Here is a 19,035-nt window from a genome sequence, read left to right as displayed (position 1 = left end):
CGCCATGACCCGATCGCCGGACCCCGCCCCGTCCCCGGACACCCTGCGGCTGCCGCCCCGGGGGCGCGGCCGGCTCAACACCCTGTGGGTCCTGCTCGGCGTCGTGGCGCTCGGGGGCATTCTTGTCGCCTGCGCGGTCTACACCGCGCCGGCCGTGGTCTCGGACTGGCAGGTCCGGGCCGCGGCGAAGCCCGTCGAGCAGGCCCGGATCAGCGACGGCAAGTGCAGCGCCAAGCTGTTCATCCACATCTGCGACGCGACCCTGGCGCTGCGCACGCCCGACGGGACGGTGACGCGCCGGGTGAACTACGTCTTCTCCGGGATCGAGGCCGGCGATTACCGCGTCGGGGTCATGGCGGATCCCGCCCGGCCGGACTTCGTCACCACCGATCTCGGCCTCGACCGGCTGTGGAACCGCACGATCACCCTCCTGGCCATCGCCGGCCTGACCGCGGCGGCGATCGTCGGGGCCCTGCTCTCCCTCGTCCGCACCCCGCGCGCCGCCGGCTGACGGCGCGCCGATGCCTGCGCCCGGAGCATGGCGCCGCGCCCGGGGCATCGGGTCCGCCCGCCGCCGCCTTGATTTCTCACGGGTTTGCCTGCCCATGCTGGGATCGCCGCGAGGGGCCGCGCCGGGCTTTTCGCACGCCGCCGCATGAGGTCTTCCCGCCTTGACCGTCTCCCTCGATCGCCTCGGCTACGCCCACAGCCTGCTCGAACGCCACTCGGCCGAGCGCACCGGCCCGACCCCGACGCTCGCCGACACGCCCGATGCGAGCCTTCTCCTGTTCTGCGGCGACGTGCCGGTGCTGCGGGTGACCGGCGAGGGGGCGACCTGCCTGCTCACCCGCGAGGACGCCGCCCGGGCCGGCGCGCCCGCGCCCGAGCTGTTTCTCGGCCGGGTCGGCGGCCGGCCGGCCTTCGCGGGCGCGCTGCCGGCCGATGCGGCGGCTGTCTACCGCGACGATCCGGCCTACCGGGTGCTCGATGCCCGCGCGGTCGCGGTCGAGGGGGCGGTGCCGGCCCCCGAGATGGGGGTGATGGCGACCGCCAAGTCGCTGCTCGGCTGGCACGCCCGCCACGGCTTCTGCGCCAATTGCGGGGCCGCCACCACGCCGTCCTGCGGCGGCTTCCGGCGGGACTGCGCCGCCTGCGGCACCGAGCATTTTCCCCGCACCGATCCCGTCGTGATCATGCTGGTGACGAACGGCGACCGCTGCCTCCTCGGCCGCCAGGCCCGGTTCGCGCCGGGCGTCTATTCGTGCCTCGCCGGCTTCCTCGAGCCGGGCGAGACCATCGAGGACGCGGTGCGGCGCGAGACCTTCGAGGAGGCGGGCGTGCGGGTCGGCGCGGTGCGCTACCACCTCTCGCAGCCCTGGCCGTTCCCGTCCTCGCTGATGATCGGCTGCGAGGGCGAGGCGTCGGGCGACGCCCTGGTGCTCGACCGCACCGAGCTGGAGGACGCCCGCTGGTTCACCCGCGACGAGGTGCGGCGGATGCTGGAGCGCACCCACCCGGACGGCCTGATGACCCCACCCCCGATGGCGATCGCCCATTCCCTGGTCCGCCTCTTCGCGGAGCGGTGAGGATGGCGCGGTTCCACGGCATCATCCCGTACCTCGTCACGCCGCTCGATGCCGAGGGGCGGATCGAGGCCGGGGTGATGGCCGCCCTGTGCGACGACCTGATCGCGGCGGGCGTCCATGGCCTGACGCCGCTCGGCTCGACCGGCGAGTTCGCCTATCTCGACGAGGCGCAGAAGCGGGAGGCCGTGGCGGCGGTGGTGGCGGCTGCCGCCGGCCGGGTGCCGGTCCTGCCCGGCGTCGCCTCGACGGCGATCCGCGGTGCGGTGGCCCAGGCGAAGGCCTGCCGGGCGGCCGGGGCCGACGGGATCGTGCTGATCCTCGACGCCTACTTCCCGCTGACGGAAGCGGAGGTCGAGCGCTACTTCCTGAGCGTGGCCGACGCCACCGACCTGCCGATCATCCTCTACACCAACCCGAACTTCCAGCGCGCCGACCTCTCGGTCGCCTCGATCGCGCGGCTCGCCCGTCACCCGAACATCCTCGGCATCAAGGACGCCTCGACCAATACCGGGCGGCTCCTCTCGATCCTCAACCGCGTCGGCGACGACCTCGACGTCTTCGCCGCCTCCTCGCACATCGCCGCGAGCGTGATGATGCTCGGCGGCAAGGGCTGGTTCGCCGGTCCGGCCTGTGTCATCCCGCGGGACTGCCTGGCGCTCTACCGGTTGTGCCGCGAGGGGAACTGGCCGGAGGCGGTCGCCCTGCAGAAGCGGGTCTGGGCCTTCAACGAGGTCTTTGCCCGCTACAACCTCGCGGCCTGCGTCAAGGCGGCGCTCCAGATGCAGGGCTACGCCGTCGGCGATCCCGTGCCGCCCCAGAGCCCGGCCTCGCCGGAGGCCCGCGCCGCCATCGCGGCGGCGCTCGCGGCGGTGAGCGCCGGCACACCGTCGCACCCCTGAGATCACCGGCCGTGTAGGACGGCCGCATCTCCACTTTCGAAGGATCGATCATGACCACCGATGCCGCCCGCGCGCGCTACGACGCCGCCCTCGCCATCGCCCGCGCCGCCGGCGAGACCGCGCTCGGGTTCTTCGACGCCCGCGACCGGCTGGTGATCGAGCAGAAATCGGGCGCCCAGGACCTCGTCTCGCAGGCCGACCGCGAGGTCGAGCTGCTGATCCGCGCCCGCATCGCCGAAGCCTTTCCCGAGGACGGCGTGATCGGCGAGGAGCACGATCCCGTCCCGAGCCGGTCGGGCTACGTCTGGGTCGTCGATCCGATCGACGGCACCAGCCCGTTCCTCAACGGCCAGCCGAACTGGTGCGTGTCGATCGGCATCCGGGGTCCCGAGGGCCTGGCGGCCGGCGTGATCGAGGCGCCGGTGCTGCGCGAGACCTACGCGGCGCTCGCCGGCGCGGGCGCGACCCTGAACGGCCGGCCCCTGCGCGTCGATCCGGCCGCCACGCTCGCCTCCGCCAATATCGGCTTCGGCGCCACCCAGAAGACCCCCGCAGCGGAAGCCGCCGCCTTCGTGCGCGGCCTCTACGACGAGGGCGGCGTGCTCTTCCGCAACGGCTCGGGCGCCCTGATGCTCGCCTACGTCGCCGCAGGGCGCCTCGCCGGCTACTACGACCCCGGCCTCAACGCCTGGGACTGCTATGCCGGCCTGCTGCTGGTGCGCGAGGCGGGCGGGGTCGCGGAGTATCTCGGCTCCGACGACATGCTCACCGGCGGCCTGCTCTATTCGGGCAATCCGGCCGTGGTGGCGGATCTGCGCCGGCTCGGCGAGGCGTCGCGGCGGGGGTGAGCACGGACCGTTGCGAGCGGGGGGCTTGCGCTCGCCGACAGGCGATCCGCAGCGCAGGGCCGGCGAGGCGTCGGATCCCACTCTCGACCTCATCGTGAGGCGTCAGTCCACCAGAGCGCGTTTGATTGCGAGAGTGGATCCAAGACCCTCCATCGTCATCCCGGGGCCCGGCGTCGCCGGGAACCCGGGATCCATAACCGCTGGCGAAGCAGGAAGACATGGAACGCTGATCGCCTGATCCTGCGCCGTCAGAGTTCATGGATCCCGGGTTCCGCTTCGCGGCCCCAGGATGACGAGGTGAGGTGGCGAGTTCTGCGCCAGATCGACTCGAGAAGCCAATCAAACTGGCTCTGATACCCCAGGATGAGGTCGAAGGCGGGAAAGAACGTCTGGTGAAATTCAAGCATAGTATTGATTGGGACGATTTTTTGATATCCAATCTGACGTTCCTGGCGGTTCCGGTCTCGGCGTGATCGTTCCAAGGTTGCGCAGCGAGACCCGGTGTCCGGCCTTCCCCCGTCAGGCCAAAGCCGCTCCGAGCGTGACCACCACCGCGAGCGCCGCCATCCAGACGAGTGCGCGGGGCCGGTAGGACAGCGTGACGACGAGGAGCAGGGCCGCTCCGATGAGCGATCCCAGCCAGTGGACCGGGCCGAAGGCCCCGCCGTCGAAGTGGAGCGCGGCGGCGAGCGAGAGGGCGACCAGCGTCCAGCCCGCGGCGCGAAGGCCGAGCACCCGCCGGCGCGTCGGCGGTGAGGGCCAGAGCGCCTGGTGATGCCGGCCCAGGCTCAGGCAGAGGGCGGCGAGCCCGAGGAAGCCGAGGCCCCCGGCGACGAGGAGTGTCATGCCCGCTCCATCCGCGGCGTGCCGACGGCGGCGGCCTCCCGGCGCGCCCGGCCGGGCGCCCGGAAGCGGTCGACCTTGCGCGAGATCAGCGCGAAGCCGGCGGCGACGGCGAGGAGCACGGCGTCGAAGCCGAGGAACCAGGCGGGATCGTCCCAGAGCGCCCGGGCGAGGACGAGGTCCGCGAGCACGGCGGCGGCGAACAGCCCGGCGACCGCGGCGAGCGCACCGCGCCAGGCCTGGCGCGGCGCCAGCCAGGCATTCGCCGCCGCTCCCGCCGCCGCGACGAGGATCCAGACCCCGAAGAAGGCCTGGACCTCCCGCTCCGACCGGCCGGCGAGGTCGGCGGGCAGGAGCCGGTTGGCGATGAGATAGGCGGCGATGCCCCCCGGCAGACCCGCGATCGTGCCGATGTTGAGCGTGTGGACGAGGCGCCAGCCGAACCCGGTCGCGGTCCCGGCCTTGGGCAGCCGGGCCACGGTCCACAATACCAGCCCGCTCCCCACCATGGCGCAGCCCATCAGCCCGCACAGGAAGAACAGCACCCGCAGGGCCGGCCCGGCGAAATGGGCCTCGTGCAGGCCGACCATCGTGGTGAAGGTCTTGGCGGCCGGGCGCAGGCCGCCGGACAGAACCTCGACGATCGTCCCGCTGGTGCCCGCGAAGGCGACCTGCGGGTGCTCGTGCGAGAGGCCGTGCGGCTCCTCGAACACCGCGACGACCGTGGAATTCGCGTCGCGCGGGTTGGAGACGACGAGCCGCTCGAGGGGTTCGGGGATGGTCGCGAGCGCCCGGGCCACCATCGGCCCGACCGGGGCGAGGGTGCCGGGCTGCCCGGCGGCCGAGCGGGCCTTCGTGATCTGGCCGGTCTCGGCGAAGTAGGCGAACTGGTCGCCCTTGTACGCGGCGGTGACGCCCCAGGGCATGTACATGATCGCCAGGGTGACGACGCCCGTATAGGTGATCATCAGGTGGAACGGCAGCGCCAGCACGCCGCTGACGTTGTGGGCGTCGAGCCAGCCCCGCTGCGCCGCCTTGTCCCGCCGCAGGGTGAAGAAGTCGGAAAAGATCCGCCGGTGGGTGACGATGCCGCTCACCAGCGCCACCAGCATCACCATGGCGCAGATCCCGACGATCCAGCGGCCCCAGAGCGGGGGCAGGTGCAGCTCGAAGTGGAAGCGGTAGAGAAGGTCGCCGCCCTTCGTCGCCCGCATCGCGGCCGGCGCCCCGGTCCGCGGGTCGAGGAGGACGTGGTCCGGCGCCGTCCCGGGCCGCGTGCGCCAGAACAGCTCGACGAGCGGCCGCTCCGGCGTCGGCAGGCCGATGAACCAGCTCCGCGCCTCGCCCGCATGGGCCTCGAGATGGGCCACCGCCAGATCGGCGGCATGGGCGAGGGCCTCGGGACCGATCGCCGCCTGCCGGTGCAGCTCCGGCTGCATCCAGCGCGAGATCTCGGCCCGGTAATAGGTCGCGGTGCCGGTGACGAAGACGGCGAACAGCACCCAGCCGACGACGAGGCCGGACCAGGTGTGCAGCCAGGCCATGGACTGGCGGAAACCCTGCTTCATGAGCCGAATCCGAACGGGAACGAGCCGGTGGCGAACCGGAGGGCGAGGGCGAGCGCGAGGGCGAGGCCGCCGAGGATCGCGGCGGCGCGCCCGAGCGAGCGGGCCGCGAAGGCGACGACGACGACCCCCACCATGACGGCGAAGCTCGCCAGCGTCGCCGCCGTCACGGCCTCGGCGCGCGGCAGGGGCAGCGTCAGCGACAGGAGGATGGTGGCGAGCGCCGCGATCCCGTAGCCGCCGCCGACCGCCAGGACGACGCGGCCGGCCACGGCGGCCCGCTTGGCGAGGGTGAGTGATCCGCTCATGGGGTCTCTTACCAACGGTAACGCAAGGTTGCATAGACCGTGCGCGGCAGGCCGTAGAAGCAGGAGGCGTAGGAGAAGCAGCCGGTCACCGTGCGCTGGTCGAGGAGATTCTGGGCGTTGACCTGGAGGTTGAAGCCCGAGAGCTTCGGATCGATGTACTTCAGGTCGTAGCTCGCCACCGCGTCGAGGAGCACGTTCTCCGGGACCCGGAAGGTGTTGGCCGGATCGCCCCAGGAGCCGCCGAGATAGCGCAGCCCCCCGCCGAGGCTCAAGCCGGTGAGCGGGCCCGACTGGAACCGGTAATCGACGAACAGCGAGGCGGTGCGGTCCGGCACCTGGACCGGACGCAGGCCCACGATCGGCACCTGCTGGCCGGTGACCTGGTTGAAGGTCGTGCTGGTGTCGCGGGTGTTGCGGATGTCGAGGAACGACACGCCGCCGACGAGGCTCAGGCCTTCCGCCAGGGTGGCGCGGGCCTCGAACTCGACGCCCTGCACGCCGACCTCGCCGGTCTGGAGGCTGAAGTTGATGTTGTTCGGGTCCGGCGTCAGGGAGTTCGAGCGCTTGATGTCGAAGGCCGCGGCGGTGAGCAGGATGTCGGTGCCCGGCGGCTGGTACTTGATGCCGGCCTCGTATTGCCGGCTCGAGATCGGGTCCGGGATGCGCCCGGCGGTACCGAAGGCCGGATCGAAGAGGCGCCCGTTGACGATCGGCTCGAACGCCTCGCTGTAGGAGACGTAGGGCGCGATACCGCTGTCGAAGAGGTAGAGCAGGCTCGCCCGGTAGGTGAGCGCGTCGGCCGGCACGTCCTGGGTGGCGACGGCGCCCGTGGCGAGCGTCCGGGTCGGCCCGGACTGGCGGGCGGTGTCGTAGCGGCCGCCCAGCGTCAGGACCAGGCGGTCGAGCTTGATCTGGTCCTGCAGGTACACGCCGGTCTGCTGCGCGCTGATGCGGGCATCCGTGGTGTAGGCCGGCACGGCGAAATTCTGGTCGTAGTTCGGCGCCAGCGCGTTCAGCGCCGCGGTGGTCGGGAACGGCCCCGACAGGGTGCGGGTGCGGAAGGTCTGGTGGTCGACGCCCAGGAGCGCGGTGTGGCCGAGGATCCCGGTGTCGAACTTCGCCTCGAAATAGTTGTCGATGGTGTAGGCGTCGACGCCGACCTGGGTCGAGATCCGCGAGCGGCCGATCAGCGGCCCGGTGGTCAGGGAGGTCGGCGGAAACAGCGGCGTGTTGGAGCTGAACGAGGTGTAGACGCTGCGGTAATCGCCCTCGGTGCGCAGGACCCGACCGGCGGAGTGGAAGCGGAACGCGTCGCTGAAGCGGTGGTCGAGGATGTAGGTGACCGAGCCCTGCGTCCGGTCCGACTGCTCGAAGCTGCGATCGCCGTCGTAGAAGTTCACCGGCAGCCGGCCGACGATTCCGTTGCCGAAGTTGCGTGGAAACACCGTGCCGTAGGCCGGGAAGCCACCGTAGAAGCCCGAGAACGGGTCGCGCTCGTAGACGCCGAGCAGGGTGAGCGAGGTGTCGGCGGAGGGGCGCCAGGTCAGGCTCGGGGCGATGAAGGCGCGCTCGACGGTCGTCGTCACCGCCGGGCCGTCGCCCTTCCAGCCGAGCCCCGTCACCCGGAAGGCGAATTCTTCCGTGCCCGGCACCGTCGTTTCGGAGGCGATCGGCCCGCCGACGTCGAAGCCGCCCCGGACCTCGCTGAAGCCGCCGCCCTGGACGAAGACTTCGCCGTGACGGACGAATTGCGGCATCTTCGACGTGAAGTTGACGATGCCGCCGGGGCCCGACTGGCCGTAGAGCACCGAGGCCGGCCCCTTCACCACGTCGATGCGCTCGATCCGGTACGGGTCGATCGACGGCGCCGCATCGCGGCTGCCGGGCAGGCGCATGCCGTCGAGGAAGAGGGGCGCCTGGAACCCGCGGATATAGAACTGCTCGAGCCGGGTGGCGCCGGCGCCGCCGCGCTGCTCGGTGGTGACGCTCGGGCTGTAGCGCAGGGCCTGGTTGATGGTGAGCGCGTTCTGGTCCTCGATCTGCTTACGGCCGATGACGGTGATCGACTGCGCGGTCTCGAGGATCGGGGTGTCGGTCTTGGTCGCCACCACGCTGCGCGAGGCGACGTAGCCCGGCACCGGCCCGCGGGCGCCGCCCGGCTGCGTTCCGGCCGCGGTGGTGGTCACGGGCCGCACCGCGCCCTCGACCGTGATGGCGTCGAGCGCCAACTCTGCCGCGTCCTGGGCCCGCGCCGCGCCGATCCCCGCCGACAGAACCACGCCCGACAGGAGCGACCGGGTCAATCGACGCCCCACGAGACGAGGGGACGAGACGCGACGCGGCGACGGAACGGGCATGACGGAATCCGGGAGGCGAACGGGAATACTGGCGACGGCCGAGGGCTCTGCATTGCAATCGGCGACGGCCACGCCTGGAAACCAAATGGCAAAACTATCAGGATCGAACAAGAACTATGTTTTATAGCTATTACAATGAGAGTATTGATCTATGACGGTCGATATCCTGACGGCTTCGCCGCGGAGACGGCGCTTCGATCTATGTTTCGTGATCGGATGTCGTCGAATGACAAGACGCGAGGTTCACGACCGGATGGACTGGTACCGGCGTCCCGCCGACGCAGGGTCGCGGAAGGTTTAGGCCGAAAGGCTTAGCTTGAGTCGGGCGCGCGCCCTCGCGAGGTCGCGATCAGGCTCGCTCAAGACACGCGCGTGATCCCCTTCTCCTGTCCGGGAGAGAGGGGCGGGGCGAGGAGAACGTTTTCGAGTCGATCGCGAGTGTCGGGCTGCCGACACGACGGTCCGCGCCTGTTATGAAAACGCAACATCATCATGGGCGATCGTCGATCGCAAAGCCCCACTCCCACACGGGAGGGGGGAGATGTTGCGCTTTACTGGAGAGCGCGCGACGAATGGACGCGATGCCCGCGTGCATCGCCCGGCACCGGGCTGTGGATGAGGGCGGGCGGCCTCAGCGCCACAGATTGCTCTTGGCGAGGTCCAGGATCTCGTCGCCGCGGCCGTTCATCACCGCCCGCATCACGTAGAGGCTGAAGCCCTTCACCTGCTCGGCCTGGATCTTGGGCGGCATGGCGAGCTCCTGGCGGTTCGTCACCACGTCGAGGAGGGCCGGGCCGTCATGGGCCAGCATCTCGGCGATGGCGCCCTCCAGCTCGCCCGGATCCTCGACCCGGCGGCCGTGCAGGCCGGCGGCGCGGGCGATGGCCGAGAAATCGGGGTTCTGGAGCGCCACGCCGGTATCGAGGTAGCCGGCGGCCTTCATCTCCATCTCGACGAAGCCGAGGGTGCCGTTGTTGAACACCACGACCTTCACCGGCAGCTTCTCCTGCACCAGGGTGAGGAGATCGCCCATCAGCATGGTGAAGCCGCCATCCCCGGCGAGCGCGATCACCTGCCGGCCGGGCAGGGCGGCCTTGAGCCCGATCGCGTGCGCCATGGCGTTCGCCATCGAGCCGTGCGACCAGGAGCCGATCAGCCGTCGGCCTTCCGTCATCGTCAGGTAGCGCGCCGCCCAGATGGTGGGCGTGCCGACATCCGCCGTGAACACCGCGTCGGCGGCGGCGGCCTCGCTCACCAGCCGGGTCAGGTATTGCGGGTGGATCGGCGCGCGGCCGGGCGTGCCGGTGGCCATCTCGTCGAGGCCCTCGCGGGCCTTGGCGTAGTGCTTGAGGCACCTGTCGAGGTGGCGCGAATCCTCCCGCGGCGTCAGCCGGGTCAGCAGGCCGGCGATCGTCACCCCGACATCGCCGACGAGGCCGAGATCGAGCCGGCAGCGGCGGCCGAGATTCTCCGGCCGGATGTCGATTTGCGCGATCCTGGCCTTCTCGGGATAGAACTGGCGGTAGGGGAAGTCGGTGCCGAGCAGCAGCAGGGCGTCGCAGGATTCCATCGCGGCGTAGCCGGAGGAGAACCCGATCAGCCCGGTCATCCCGACGTCGTAGGGGTTGTCGTGCTCGACATGCTCCTTGCCGCCGAGCGCGTGGACCACCGGTGCCTTCAGGGTCTCGGCGAGGCGCAGCACCTGCTCCCGCGCCCCGGCGCAGCCGCGGCCGCAGAACAGGGTCACGTTCTTCGCGCCGTCGAGGAGGGCGGCGAGCGCATCGAGTTCGGAGGCCGGCGGCAGGACGATCGGGGGTTTCGGCGCCAGGGTCGCGGGCGCGGCGAGCGCCCGGGCGGGCGCCTCCGCGAGGGCGACGTCGCCCGGGATCACCACCACGGAGACGCCGCCCTTGGACACAGCCGTGCGGATCGCGATCTCGAGGACGTAGGGCAGTTGCGCCGGGTCCGAGACCATCTCGCAATAGTGGCTGCATTCCCGAAAGAGCGCCTCCGGGTGGGTGGCCTGGAAGTAGTTGGTGCCGATCTCGGCCGAGGGGATGTGGGCGGCGATCGCCAGCACCGGCGTGCGGGAACGGTGGGCGTCGTAGAGGCCGTTGATGAGGTGGAGGTGGCCCGGGCCGCAGGAGCCGGCGCAGACCGCGAGCCCGCCGGTGCCCTGCGCCTCGCCGGAGGCCGCGAAGGCCGCGACCTCCTCGTGGCGGACATGCACCCAGCGGAGGCTGCCTCGTGCCCGGATCGACTCGGTGAGGCCGTTCAGGCTGTCGCCGACGACGCCGTAGACGCGCTCCACGCCGGCATGTTCGAGGGTCTCGACGACGAGGTCGGCAACGGTTCGGCTCGCCATGGTGGTCTCCTGAGCGCGAGGCCGCGGCGGGCGGGCCGAAGCGGCCGACCCGGCGCGGGCGAGAACGACGGTTCTCTCCCGGGCGCCTCCATCCCGATGCCGGATCTAGGGCGCGTCCGCCGGAAGGGGACGAGGGTCGGGCGGGGGAGGGACAAAGCCGGTCAGGAGGGGCGCCACGCCCTGCAGGCGCAGGCGGGACACGTCGCGAAGAGACGGGCGCTAGAAAGAAAAAAGGCCACTCTTGCGAGCGGCCCGAAGTCTAGGGAGGAAACGCCCAAGAGGGCTGGCAAGTCCGCGACGCCGTCGCGTCCTTGCGTGCCCTTTGTCTCGCACGCTCTTTCGCACCGCACAATCCGGGATTTCCGCAGGGGCTGACATGCGCCGGGCGCATGCGCGTCCGGGAACCGATCCGCGCGTCTCATTCGTCGACGCCGATCGCGAATTCCATCCCGCGGCCCGGGCCCTGATCGGCGTAGTCGAGGAGCGTGTAGCCGCGCTCGGCCAGCGCCGCCTCGAGGTCGTCCCGGTGGCGGCGGAAGAGCTGCCCGATCGCCAGCGGCGTCAGGCGCGGGCTCGCCCGGCGCAGGGCCTCGACGCCGATCTGGAGCGGCGCGCCCTCCCGGTCCGCGATGCGCACCAGCGCCGAGGCGAGTTCCGCCGCCTTCGTCTCCGCCGCCGATTTCGCCTTGAAGGCCATGGTCGTCCTCCTCGTGTGACGGGTCAGCCGCCGGTCAGCTGCTCGGCGAAGTCCTCCGGGATCTCCCCGAACTGGCCCAGGATCTCGACGCTCTCGAGTTCGCCGGTCTCGTCGTCGGCGACGATGCGCAGGGCCGCCGCGCCGGGCATCCGGCCGGCGATCGCCTCGGCGCGCTTGAGCGCGCCGCTCTCGGTCGGCGCCACGTCGCGCGTGCCGGGGCGCAACCGCTTGCGGTGCACCTCGAAGGTCTGCACCACGAAGGTCGTTCGCATCGCCATGTCCCGCGTCTCCCGTTCCCGTCACCCCGTGCCCGATACCGGCACGAAGCCCCGACCGGAAGTCGCCGGCCCAACGTTCTTCGTCCGTTCTAACAGGGCGGGCGGAGCGTCTCCACCCCGGCGGGTCGCGGCGGATGCGCCTGGATTAGGTCGTGCGGTCGAACGTCGGGTGCCGTCCGCGTCACCGAACTGTTGCTCGCCTGCCTCTATGTGCCGCCTTGGAAACATTCCAGGGACTTTCCCCATGGCCATCGGCCCCTCGACGACCCAGACCCCCTACCTGGTGCCGAGCACCGGCAATGTCAGCTTCACGTCGCTTCTCAGCGTCGGCGACACCGTGCCCGGCTCGGTCAAGGCGGACGGCACGCCCTGGCGCTTCGTCGGCATCCCGGACGGCATCGGCGCCTTCGACAACAGGGACGGCACCGCCACGGTGCTGGTCAACCACGAGATCGGCGCCACCTCCGGCGTGGTGCGGGCGCATGGCTCGGCCGGCGCCTTCGTCGACCGGCTGATCGTCGACAAGGCGAGCCTGAAGGTGCTCTCGGCGGGTGATCTCGGCACAAGCTATTACGGCTTCAACGCCGCGACCGGCAGCTACCAGAAGGGGACCACGGCGCTCGCCCGGCTGTGCTCGGCGGATCTGCCGGCGGTCTCGGCCTTCTACGACGCCTCGACCGGCCTCGGCACCCCGGCCCGCATCTTCATGAACGGCGAGGAGACCGGCGCCGAGGGGCGGGCGCTCGCCTGGGTGGTGAACGGTCCCGAATCCGGGCGGATCTACGAATTGCCTCGCCTCGGCAAGTTCTCGATGGAGAACTCTCTGGCGAACCCGGCCTCGGGCGTGAAGACGGTGACGATCGGCACCGGCGATTCCTCGACCGGCCAGCTCTACGTCTATGTCGGCACCAAGCAGGCGACGGGCTCCGAGATCGACAAGGCCGGCCTGACCAACGGCAAGCTCTACGGCATCAAGGTCCCGAGCGTCCTCGTCGAGACCAACGCCACCTCGCTCGCCACGGCCGGCGCCGCCTTCTCGCTGCAGGAGATGGGCCCGAACGGCGACGTCTCGAAGATGACCGGCGCCCAGCTCCAGGCCGAGAGCGACGCGGAGGGCGTCACCACCTTCCTGCGGCCCGAGGACGGCGCCTGGGACCCGAGCAACCCCAACCGCTTCTACTTCAACACCACGAACGCCATCACCAGCCCGTCACGGCTCTGGGCGCTCGAGTTCACCGACGTCACCCGGCCCGAGCTCGGCGGCACCATCAAGGAGGTGCTGCGCGGGACCGAAGGGCAGGTCATGCTCGACAACATGACGGTCACCGCCGACGGGAAGGTCATCCTGCAGGAGGATCCGGGCAACAACGCCCGCATCTCGAAGGTCTTCCAGTACGATCCGGCCAACGGGTCCCTGACCGAGATCGCCCAGCACGATCCGGCCCGCTTCGGCACGCCGCCGACCGCGCCGTTCAACCAGGACGAGGAATCCTCCGGCATCGTCGACGTCAGCACGATCTTCGGCGGCCCGGGCCGGCAGGCCTTCCTGCTCGACACCCAGGCGCACTACACCCTGGGCGGCGAGCTGGTTGAGGGCGGCCAGCTGATGCTGATGACCCAGGACCGCTCGATCCGCGGCACGGACGGCAACGATACGCTGACCGGCAGCGCCATCGACGACCTGATCGACGGCGGCGCCGGCGACGACGTCGTCTTCAACACGCCCGGCAACGACATCCTGCTCGGTGGCCGGACCCCGACCGGCCCGACCGGCACCGACACCCTGGTGTTCAATTCCAGGCTCGCCGATACCACCGTCACCCGCGACGGTGCCTACACCCTCATCACCGGACCCGAGGGTCAGGACCGCGTCACCGGCTTCGAGCGCTACCTGTTCGGCGATGCCACCGTCGTCACCGGCGACGGCGCACCCCTCGTCGACGACCTGTTCTACCTCGCCGCCAACAAGGACGTGCTCGCCGCCGGCCAGGACGCCGACGCCCACTACGCCCAGTACGGCTGGACGGAGGGCCGCGACCCCAACGCGCTGTTCTCCACCGCCGGCTATCTCGCCGCCAACGCGGATGTCCGCGCCGCGGGCCGCAACCCGCTGGAGCAGTACGACCAGGCCGGCTGGAAGGAGGGCCGCGACCCCTCCGCCGCCTTCGACAACGAGCTGTATCTGGCCCGCAACCCGGACGTGAAGGCGGCCGGCCTCGACCCGCTCAAGCACTATATCGAGTACGGCCAGGGCGAGGGCCGCGGGATCTACGCCGCCATCGGCCGGACCGCCGACCTCGCGGTGCATCCGGGCTTCGACGCCGAGTACTATTTTCTCTCCAACGCCGACGTGGCGCGGGCCGCGATGGGGTCGGGCAAGGACCCGTTCGCCTACGCCTACGAGCACTACCAGACCTATGGCTGGAAGGAGGGGCGCAACCCGAACGCGGTGTTCGACACCAGCGGCTACCTGGCGGCCTATGGCGACGTGAAGGCGGCGGGGATCGATCCCCTGATGCATTACGACCAGTACGGCTGGAAGGAAGGCCGCGACCCGTCGAAGGGGTTCGACACGACGGCGTATCTGGCGGCGAACGGCGACGTGGCGCAGGCGAAGATCGACCCGATGCAGCACTACCTGCAATACGGCGCGGTCGAGGGCCGGGCGGCCCCCGGCGACGCGACCTTCGGCTACGGCAGCCAGGGCTGACCCCGCGGCCACCGAATCCCGCCGCCGTCCGGTGGCGGGACGTCGCCCCGCGGCGGGCGCAGGGCTCGCGCCCTTGCACCCGCCGCGCGCCTGCACCAAAGCGGCTCTCGCCGGCGCCCCGCCCGGTCCCGGCACCCTCCCGATGCACGCCGTCCTCAACGCCGCCCTCCCGATCTTCGCCCTGATCCTGGCGGGGTTCCTGTCCGGCCGCACCGCCCTGTTCGGGTCGGCGGCGGCCGACAGCCTGAACCGGTTCGCGATCTACCTGGCGCTCCCCGCCCTGATGTTCGGCGCCATGGCGAAGATCACGCCCGACCAGGTCGCCCAGGTCGGCTTCGCGGCGGCCTTCGCGGGCGGCATCGCGGCGGCCTTCGCGGTCGCGTTCCTGCTCGGCCTCGGCCGGTCCCTGCGCGCGGCCCAGGCCTGCATCGAGGGGCTGGATGCCGGCTACAGCAATGTCGGCTTCATGGGTATCCCGCTCTGCCTGCTGGTCTTCGGGCCGGCGAGCCTGCCGGCCGCCGTCATCGCCACCCTGTTCACCGCCTGCGTGCTGTTCCTGTTCGCCATCGTGGTGATCGAACTCGACCTGCAGAAGGGGGCGGGTTCGGGCACCGCCCGCAAGGTGGTGCGGGCGCTCCTGCGCAATCCGCTCCTGATCGCACCGCTGGCCGGCCTCGCGGTCGGCCTCACCGGAACCGCGGTGCCCGGGCCGGTCGAGCGCTTCGCCGCGCTCCTCGGCGGCGCGGCCTCGCCCTGCGCCCTCGTCTGCATCGGGCTCTTCCTCGCCCAGGAGCGGGTGGTGTTCTCCGACATCCGCCCGATGGCGGTGCTCGTCGTCCTCAAGCTGGTGCTGCAGCCGGCGGTGACGGCGCTTCTCGTCTACCACGTCTTCGCGGTGCCGGACCTCTGGGCCCGGGCGGCGGTGCTGCTCAGCGCCCTGCCGATCGGATCGGGGCCGTTCACCCTCGCCAAGCTCTACGGGCTCGAGGCCGGCGTGACCTCCGGGGCGATCCTGCTCTCGCACCTCGCCTCGGTGGTCACGGTCTCGCTCCTCGTCGCCTGGCTCGCCTGACCGGGGTGGCCGAGAGGCGGCGGCGAGCCCTCCGAAGGTCGAGGCGGCGCGCTTGACGCAACGCCGGCCGGAACGGATTCGGAACGGGACCGGTCGGGCGGGGCGAGGAGGGATGATCGAAGGTCGTTCGGCCCCGCATCCGTCGGGACGCGATTAACCGGATCTTGAAAGTCGGCCACGAGTCTAACAGAACAGTGCCGGATGGGACTCGCGCGAAAAGACATGGTAGGGGGAGAACCGTCGCCACCGGCAGGGCGCGGCCCGTCCCGCGACCGCCTTCTTGCTGTCCCAACTTATCCGGAGCCGGGTCCAGGGCATGGCGATCCTTCGCTCCATCCGCACGATGTTCGACGGCGGTCCGCCGTCCCAGGACCGGGCCCTCGCGGGCCGCCTGATGCGGGTGATCTTCGGCTGCTACGTGATCGTCGCCGTCGGCCTCACGGCCGTGCAGATGATGGTCGCCTACCGGGCGGCGAGCCAGCGCCTCCAGGACGACGTGGCGGCCCTCCAGCGCACCTTCAGCCCCGGCATCGAGGACGCGATGTGGCGCTACAACGCCGAGGTGCTGCGCGGCATCCTGGCGGGCATGCAGGAAATCCCGGCCGTCATCGGGGTCGAGGTGCGCGACGAGGCCGGCCGGCGCGTCCAGACGACCGGCGCCGTCACGGACGAGGACGGCCGGCTCCGCCGCGGCGACGGCGCGACGCCCGCCGCCCGGCCCTTCGGCACGCCGTTCAGCCGCACCTTCCCGGTCATCCACACCGACGAGAACGGCCGGATCTACCCGATCGGCTCCTGGACCGTCCATTCCGACGACAGCATCGCCATCGAGCAGGTCAAGAACACGCTGTACGTGATCCTGATCAACTCGGCGATCAAGTCGGTCATGCTGTGGTTCATCTTCTATCTGGTGATCCGCACCATGGTCGGCCGGCCGCTGGGCCAGATCCGCGACTACCTCGCCCGGATCGACGCCGATTCCCTCGGGGCGCCGCCCCTGGTGATCGAGGCGGGGGGCCGCAACGAGCTGCACGCCCTCGCGGGCGCGCTCAACACCATGCGCGACCGGCTGCGCTGGTCGTTCGAGGAGAACGCCGCGCTGATGCGCGACCTGCGCGAGATGAACGCGACGCTGCAGGACCGGATCGCCGAGCGCACCCGCGACCTCGAGGCCCTGGCCCATACCGACCTGCTCACCAGCCTGTTCAACCGGCGCAAGCTCGACGAGGCCCTGGCCGAAGCGACGGAGGGACGGGGCCGGCCGCTCTCGCTGATCCTCGGCGACATCGACAACTTCAAGTCGGTCAACGACCGGCACGGCCACAAGGTCGGCGACCAGGTCCTGGTCGCCTTCGCGGATCTCCTGCGCGACGCCGTGCGGCCGACCGACATCCTCGGCCGCTGGGGCGGCGAGGAGTTCATGCTGCTGTGCCCCGACACCGACCTTCCCGCCGCGGTCGCCCTGGCCGAGCGGCTGCGCCAGCGCGTCGAGGCCACGGCCCTGCCGGAGGTCGGCACCCGCACCTGCTCGTTCGGCGTCGCCACCCTGGCCCCCGGCGAGAGCACCGACAGCCTGGTCGGCCGGGCCGATGCCGCGCTCTACCGCTGCAAGCGCAACGGCCGCAATCGGGTCGAGGTCAGTGCCTCGCTCTGGTCCGAGGCCGGGCTGGCGGAGCGCGGCGCGGCCTAGGCCCGACGTACCCTTCCCGCGGGTCGCGAGCGCCCGCAAGACGAGCGCCGCGTCCAGGATTCATCCTGCAAGCATAGATGGCCGACATCCCGAGCGGGATATCCGGCGGATTCTTTTGCAACGCGGGATGTGCGGTGCCGAAATCACGCCGGCAGGCCCGCACCGACACGACGTTCCATGTGCACGGCGCATGGTGCCGTTGCGTCCATTCGACGAGTTCGGGCGTCGGAGGTATTGGCAGCGTGCGCGACTTGCCGCAGTCTCGGGAGGGATGAAGCTGCCGCAGAGCGGTCCCCCCGGAACGGAGGTACGCCGATGGTCAACCCGAACCGCCTCGTGAAATCCGCCTGGATCGCCGCGGAGGTCTCCCGCGACAAGGCCGAGAAGGTCCTGGTGGTGGAAGCCTATATCGCGGTCAGCCCGCTGGAGAGCGGCTTCGATGCCGGCCGCTACGGCCGCCTCGTCGAGGATGTGCGCCGCATCCTGGCCGACAACCCGGATATCGACCGGGCCTCGATCCTGAGCGTGCACCGCGAATCGCGCTGCGCCGCCCTGTTTCGCCGTGGGGCCTGCGAGGAGGAGCGCCAGCCCGAGTTGGTTGCCTGATCCCGTGCGATTTGTGGTCCGGCGGGGCCGCGCGGCCCCGCCGGCCGAGCCTCAGAGCCCCTCGAACAGGGCCGAGGAGATGTAGCGCTCGGCGAACGAGCAGGCGACCGTCACGATCCGCTTGCCCTTGAACTCCGGCCGGGCCGCGATCTCCAGGGCCGCCGCGACGTTGCCGCCGGTGGAGATGCCGCCGGGGATGCCCTCGATCCGGGCGAGCAGGCGCGCGGTGTCGAAGGCGGTCTGGTTGGAGACCGTCACCACCTCGTCGATCACGCCGCGGTCGAGCACGCCCGGCACGAAGCCGGCGCCGATGCCCTGGATCTTGTGCGGGCCGGGCTGGCCGCCGGACAGGACCGGGGAATCCTCCGGCTCGACCGCGACGACCCGCAGGCCGGGCAGGCGCTGCTTGATCACCTGGCCGACGCCCGTGATGGTGCCGCCGGTGCCGACGCCCGCCACGAAGGCGTCGAGCTGGCCCTGCGTGTCGGCCCAGATCTCCTCCGCGGTGGTCTTGCGGTGGATCTCGGGATTGGCCGGGTTGTTGAACTGCTGGGGCATGATCGCGCCCGGGATCTCCTTCAGGAGCTCCTCGGCCTTGGCGATGGCGCCCTTCATGCCCTGCGGGCCGGGGGTCAGCGCCAGCTCGGCCCCGAGATAGGCCAGCATCTTGCGCCGCTCGAGCGACATCGTCTCGGGCATCACCAGGATCAGCCGGTAGCCGCGGGCCGCCGCCACGAAGGCGAGCGCGATGCCGGTATTGCCGGAGGTCGGCTCCACCAGGGTGCCGCCCGGCTTCAGCACGCCGGAGGCCTCCATGGCGTCGATCATGTTGACGCCGATGCGGTCCTTCACCGAGGCGATCGGATTGAAGAACTCGAGCTTCAGGAGGATCTCGGCGTCGATCCCGCGCTCCTTGGCGAGGCGGTTGAGGCGTACCAGCGGGGTATTGCCGATGGTCTCGGTGATCGAGTCGTAGACCCGGCCGTGGCCGATCGTGCGGCCGGATTCCGAAGTGGCGGTGGCTTCGGCCATGTGTGTCTCCCTTGGGGGCTCGTGTTCCGCCGCACGGGTAGCCTAAATCCGGCGTGCCGTCGAGGTAAGTCGATTTATACAGTTTGCGTCTGTAGAATGGGCGGTGGGCGAAGTTCCCGGCTCGATCGAGGGCCGGTCGGGAGGCCGTCGATTTTGCCGGATTGTCCCACCCTCTCCCC

The 19,035-nt window shown here is 70.9% G+C and carries 16 protein-coding genes; 8 read left to right on the top strand and 8 right to left on the bottom strand.

Features of this window, described 5'->3' with window-relative positions; genetic code table 11:
- Positions 1-4 precede the first annotated feature (4 nt).
- The 4 genes from miv_RS30225 to miv_RS30210 all read left to right on the top strand — a co-directional run bounded on the left by miv_RS30225 (position 5) and on the right by miv_RS30210 (position 3,333).
- Positions 5-511 carry a hypothetical protein gene (locus tag miv_RS30225; RefSeq protein WP_207180703.1) on the top strand — a complete coding sequence of 169 codons (507 nt, stop codon included), beginning with the start codon at positions 5-7 and terminating at the stop codon, positions 509-511.
- A 160-nt stretch (positions 512-671) separates the two neighbouring features.
- A complete protein-coding gene (gene nudC, locus miv_RS30220) occupies positions 672-1,586 on the top strand; it encodes an NAD(+) diphosphatase (RefSeq protein ID WP_048430611.1) in 915 nt (304 codons plus the stop codon).
- A gap of 2 nt (positions 1,587-1,588) precedes the next feature.
- Positions 1,589-2,485, top strand: a complete 897-nt coding sequence (locus miv_RS30215; protein ID WP_058618255.1) for a dihydrodipicolinate synthase family protein — start codon at positions 1,589-1,591, stop codon at positions 2,483-2,485.
- 50 nt (positions 2,486-2,535) lie between these two features.
- Positions 2,536-3,333, top strand: a complete 798-nt coding sequence (locus miv_RS30210) for an inositol monophosphatase family protein (RefSeq protein WP_048430609.1) — start codon at positions 2,536-2,538, stop codon at positions 3,331-3,333.
- A gap of 519 nt (positions 3,334-3,852) precedes the next feature.
- Here miv_RS30210 and miv_RS30205 read toward each other — a convergent pair.
- The 7 genes from miv_RS30205 to miv_RS30175 form a co-directional block, all read right to left on the bottom strand.
- Complete coding sequence (locus tag miv_RS30205; protein ID WP_207180701.1) at positions 3,853-4,179, bottom strand: DUF3325 domain-containing protein; 327 nt, start codon at positions 4,177-4,179, stop codon at positions 3,853-3,855.
- Positions 4,176-5,744: a PepSY-associated TM helix domain-containing protein gene (locus tag miv_RS30200; protein WP_207180699.1), complete on the bottom strand. Its 1,569-nt coding sequence runs from the start codon at positions 5,742-5,744 to the stop codon at positions 4,176-4,178. The genes miv_RS30205 and miv_RS30200 overlap by 4 nt, the downstream gene beginning before the upstream one ends.
- Positions 5,741-6,049: a hypothetical protein gene (locus miv_RS30195; RefSeq protein WP_058618251.1), complete on the bottom strand. Its 309-nt coding sequence runs from the start codon at positions 6,047-6,049 to the stop codon at positions 5,741-5,743. Before miv_RS30195 ends, miv_RS30200 begins: the two co-directional genes overlap by 4 nt.
- Before the next feature lie 8 nt (positions 6,050-6,057).
- Positions 6,058-8,406 (bottom strand): TonB-dependent siderophore receptor, encoded by a 2,349-nt coding sequence (locus miv_RS30190; RefSeq protein ID WP_207180697.1) that lies wholly within the window; start codon positions 8,404-8,406, stop codon positions 6,058-6,060.
- A 631-nt stretch (positions 8,407-9,037) separates the two neighbouring features.
- Positions 9,038-10,771: a ubiquinone-dependent pyruvate dehydrogenase gene (gene poxB / locus miv_RS30185; protein ID WP_207180695.1), complete on the bottom strand. Its 1,734-nt coding sequence runs from the start codon at positions 10,769-10,771 to the stop codon at positions 9,038-9,040.
- Between the two features lie 418 nt (positions 10,772-11,189).
- On the bottom strand, positions 11,190-11,468 hold the full coding sequence (locus miv_RS30180) for an adenylosuccinate synthase (protein WP_207180694.1): 279 nt from the start codon (positions 11,466-11,468) through the stop codon (positions 11,190-11,192).
- A gap of 23 nt (positions 11,469-11,491) precedes the next feature.
- Entirely contained in the window at positions 11,492-11,746 is a 255-nt protein-coding gene (locus tag miv_RS30175; RefSeq protein WP_048431249.1) for a hypothetical protein, read from the bottom strand.
- A gap of 244 nt (positions 11,747-11,990) precedes the next feature.
- Here miv_RS30175 and miv_RS30170 point away from each other — a divergent pair, with 244 nt between their 5' ends.
- The 4 genes from miv_RS30170 to miv_RS30155 all read left to right on the top strand — a co-directional run bounded on the left by miv_RS30170 (position 11,991) and on the right by miv_RS30155 (position 17,824).
- The gene (locus miv_RS30170) at positions 11,991-14,456 is read left to right on the top strand and encodes a DUF839 domain-containing protein (RefSeq protein WP_244748803.1); all 2,466 of its coding nucleotides are present in this window, start codon (positions 11,991-11,993) and stop codon (positions 14,454-14,456) included.
- A 142-nt stretch (positions 14,457-14,598) separates the two neighbouring features.
- Complete coding sequence (locus tag miv_RS30165) at positions 14,599-15,528, top strand: AEC family transporter (RefSeq protein WP_207180692.1); 930 nt, start codon at positions 14,599-14,601, stop codon at positions 15,526-15,528.
- A gap of 316 nt (positions 15,529-15,844) precedes the next feature.
- Positions 15,845-17,218 carry a GGDEF domain-containing protein gene (locus miv_RS30160; RefSeq protein WP_207180691.1) on the top strand — a complete coding sequence of 458 codons (1,374 nt, stop codon included), beginning with the start codon at positions 15,845-15,847 and terminating at the stop codon, positions 17,216-17,218.
- Positions 17,219-17,533: 315 nt separating this feature from the next.
- Positions 17,534-17,824, top strand: a complete 291-nt coding sequence (locus miv_RS30155; RefSeq protein WP_048431472.1) for a hypothetical protein — start codon at positions 17,534-17,536, stop codon at positions 17,822-17,824.
- A 51-nt stretch (positions 17,825-17,875) separates the two neighbouring features.
- On the opposite strand, the gene cysK is transcribed toward miv_RS30155, so the two are convergent.
- Positions 17,876-18,856, bottom strand: coding sequence for a cysteine synthase A (gene cysK, locus miv_RS30150; RefSeq protein ID WP_048461421.1), 981 nt, complete (start codon positions 18,854-18,856; stop codon positions 17,876-17,878).
- Between the last annotated feature and the right edge of the window lie 179 nt (positions 18,857-19,035).

The sequence above is a fragment of the Methylobacterium indicum genome, assembly GCF_017347565.1.
Lineage (GTDB): Bacteria > Pseudomonadota > Alphaproteobacteria > Rhizobiales > Beijerinckiaceae > Methylobacterium > Methylobacterium indicum.
The sequence above is the reverse complement of the archived record's forward strand: the minus strand, read 5'-3'. Positions and strand labels throughout refer to the sequence as shown.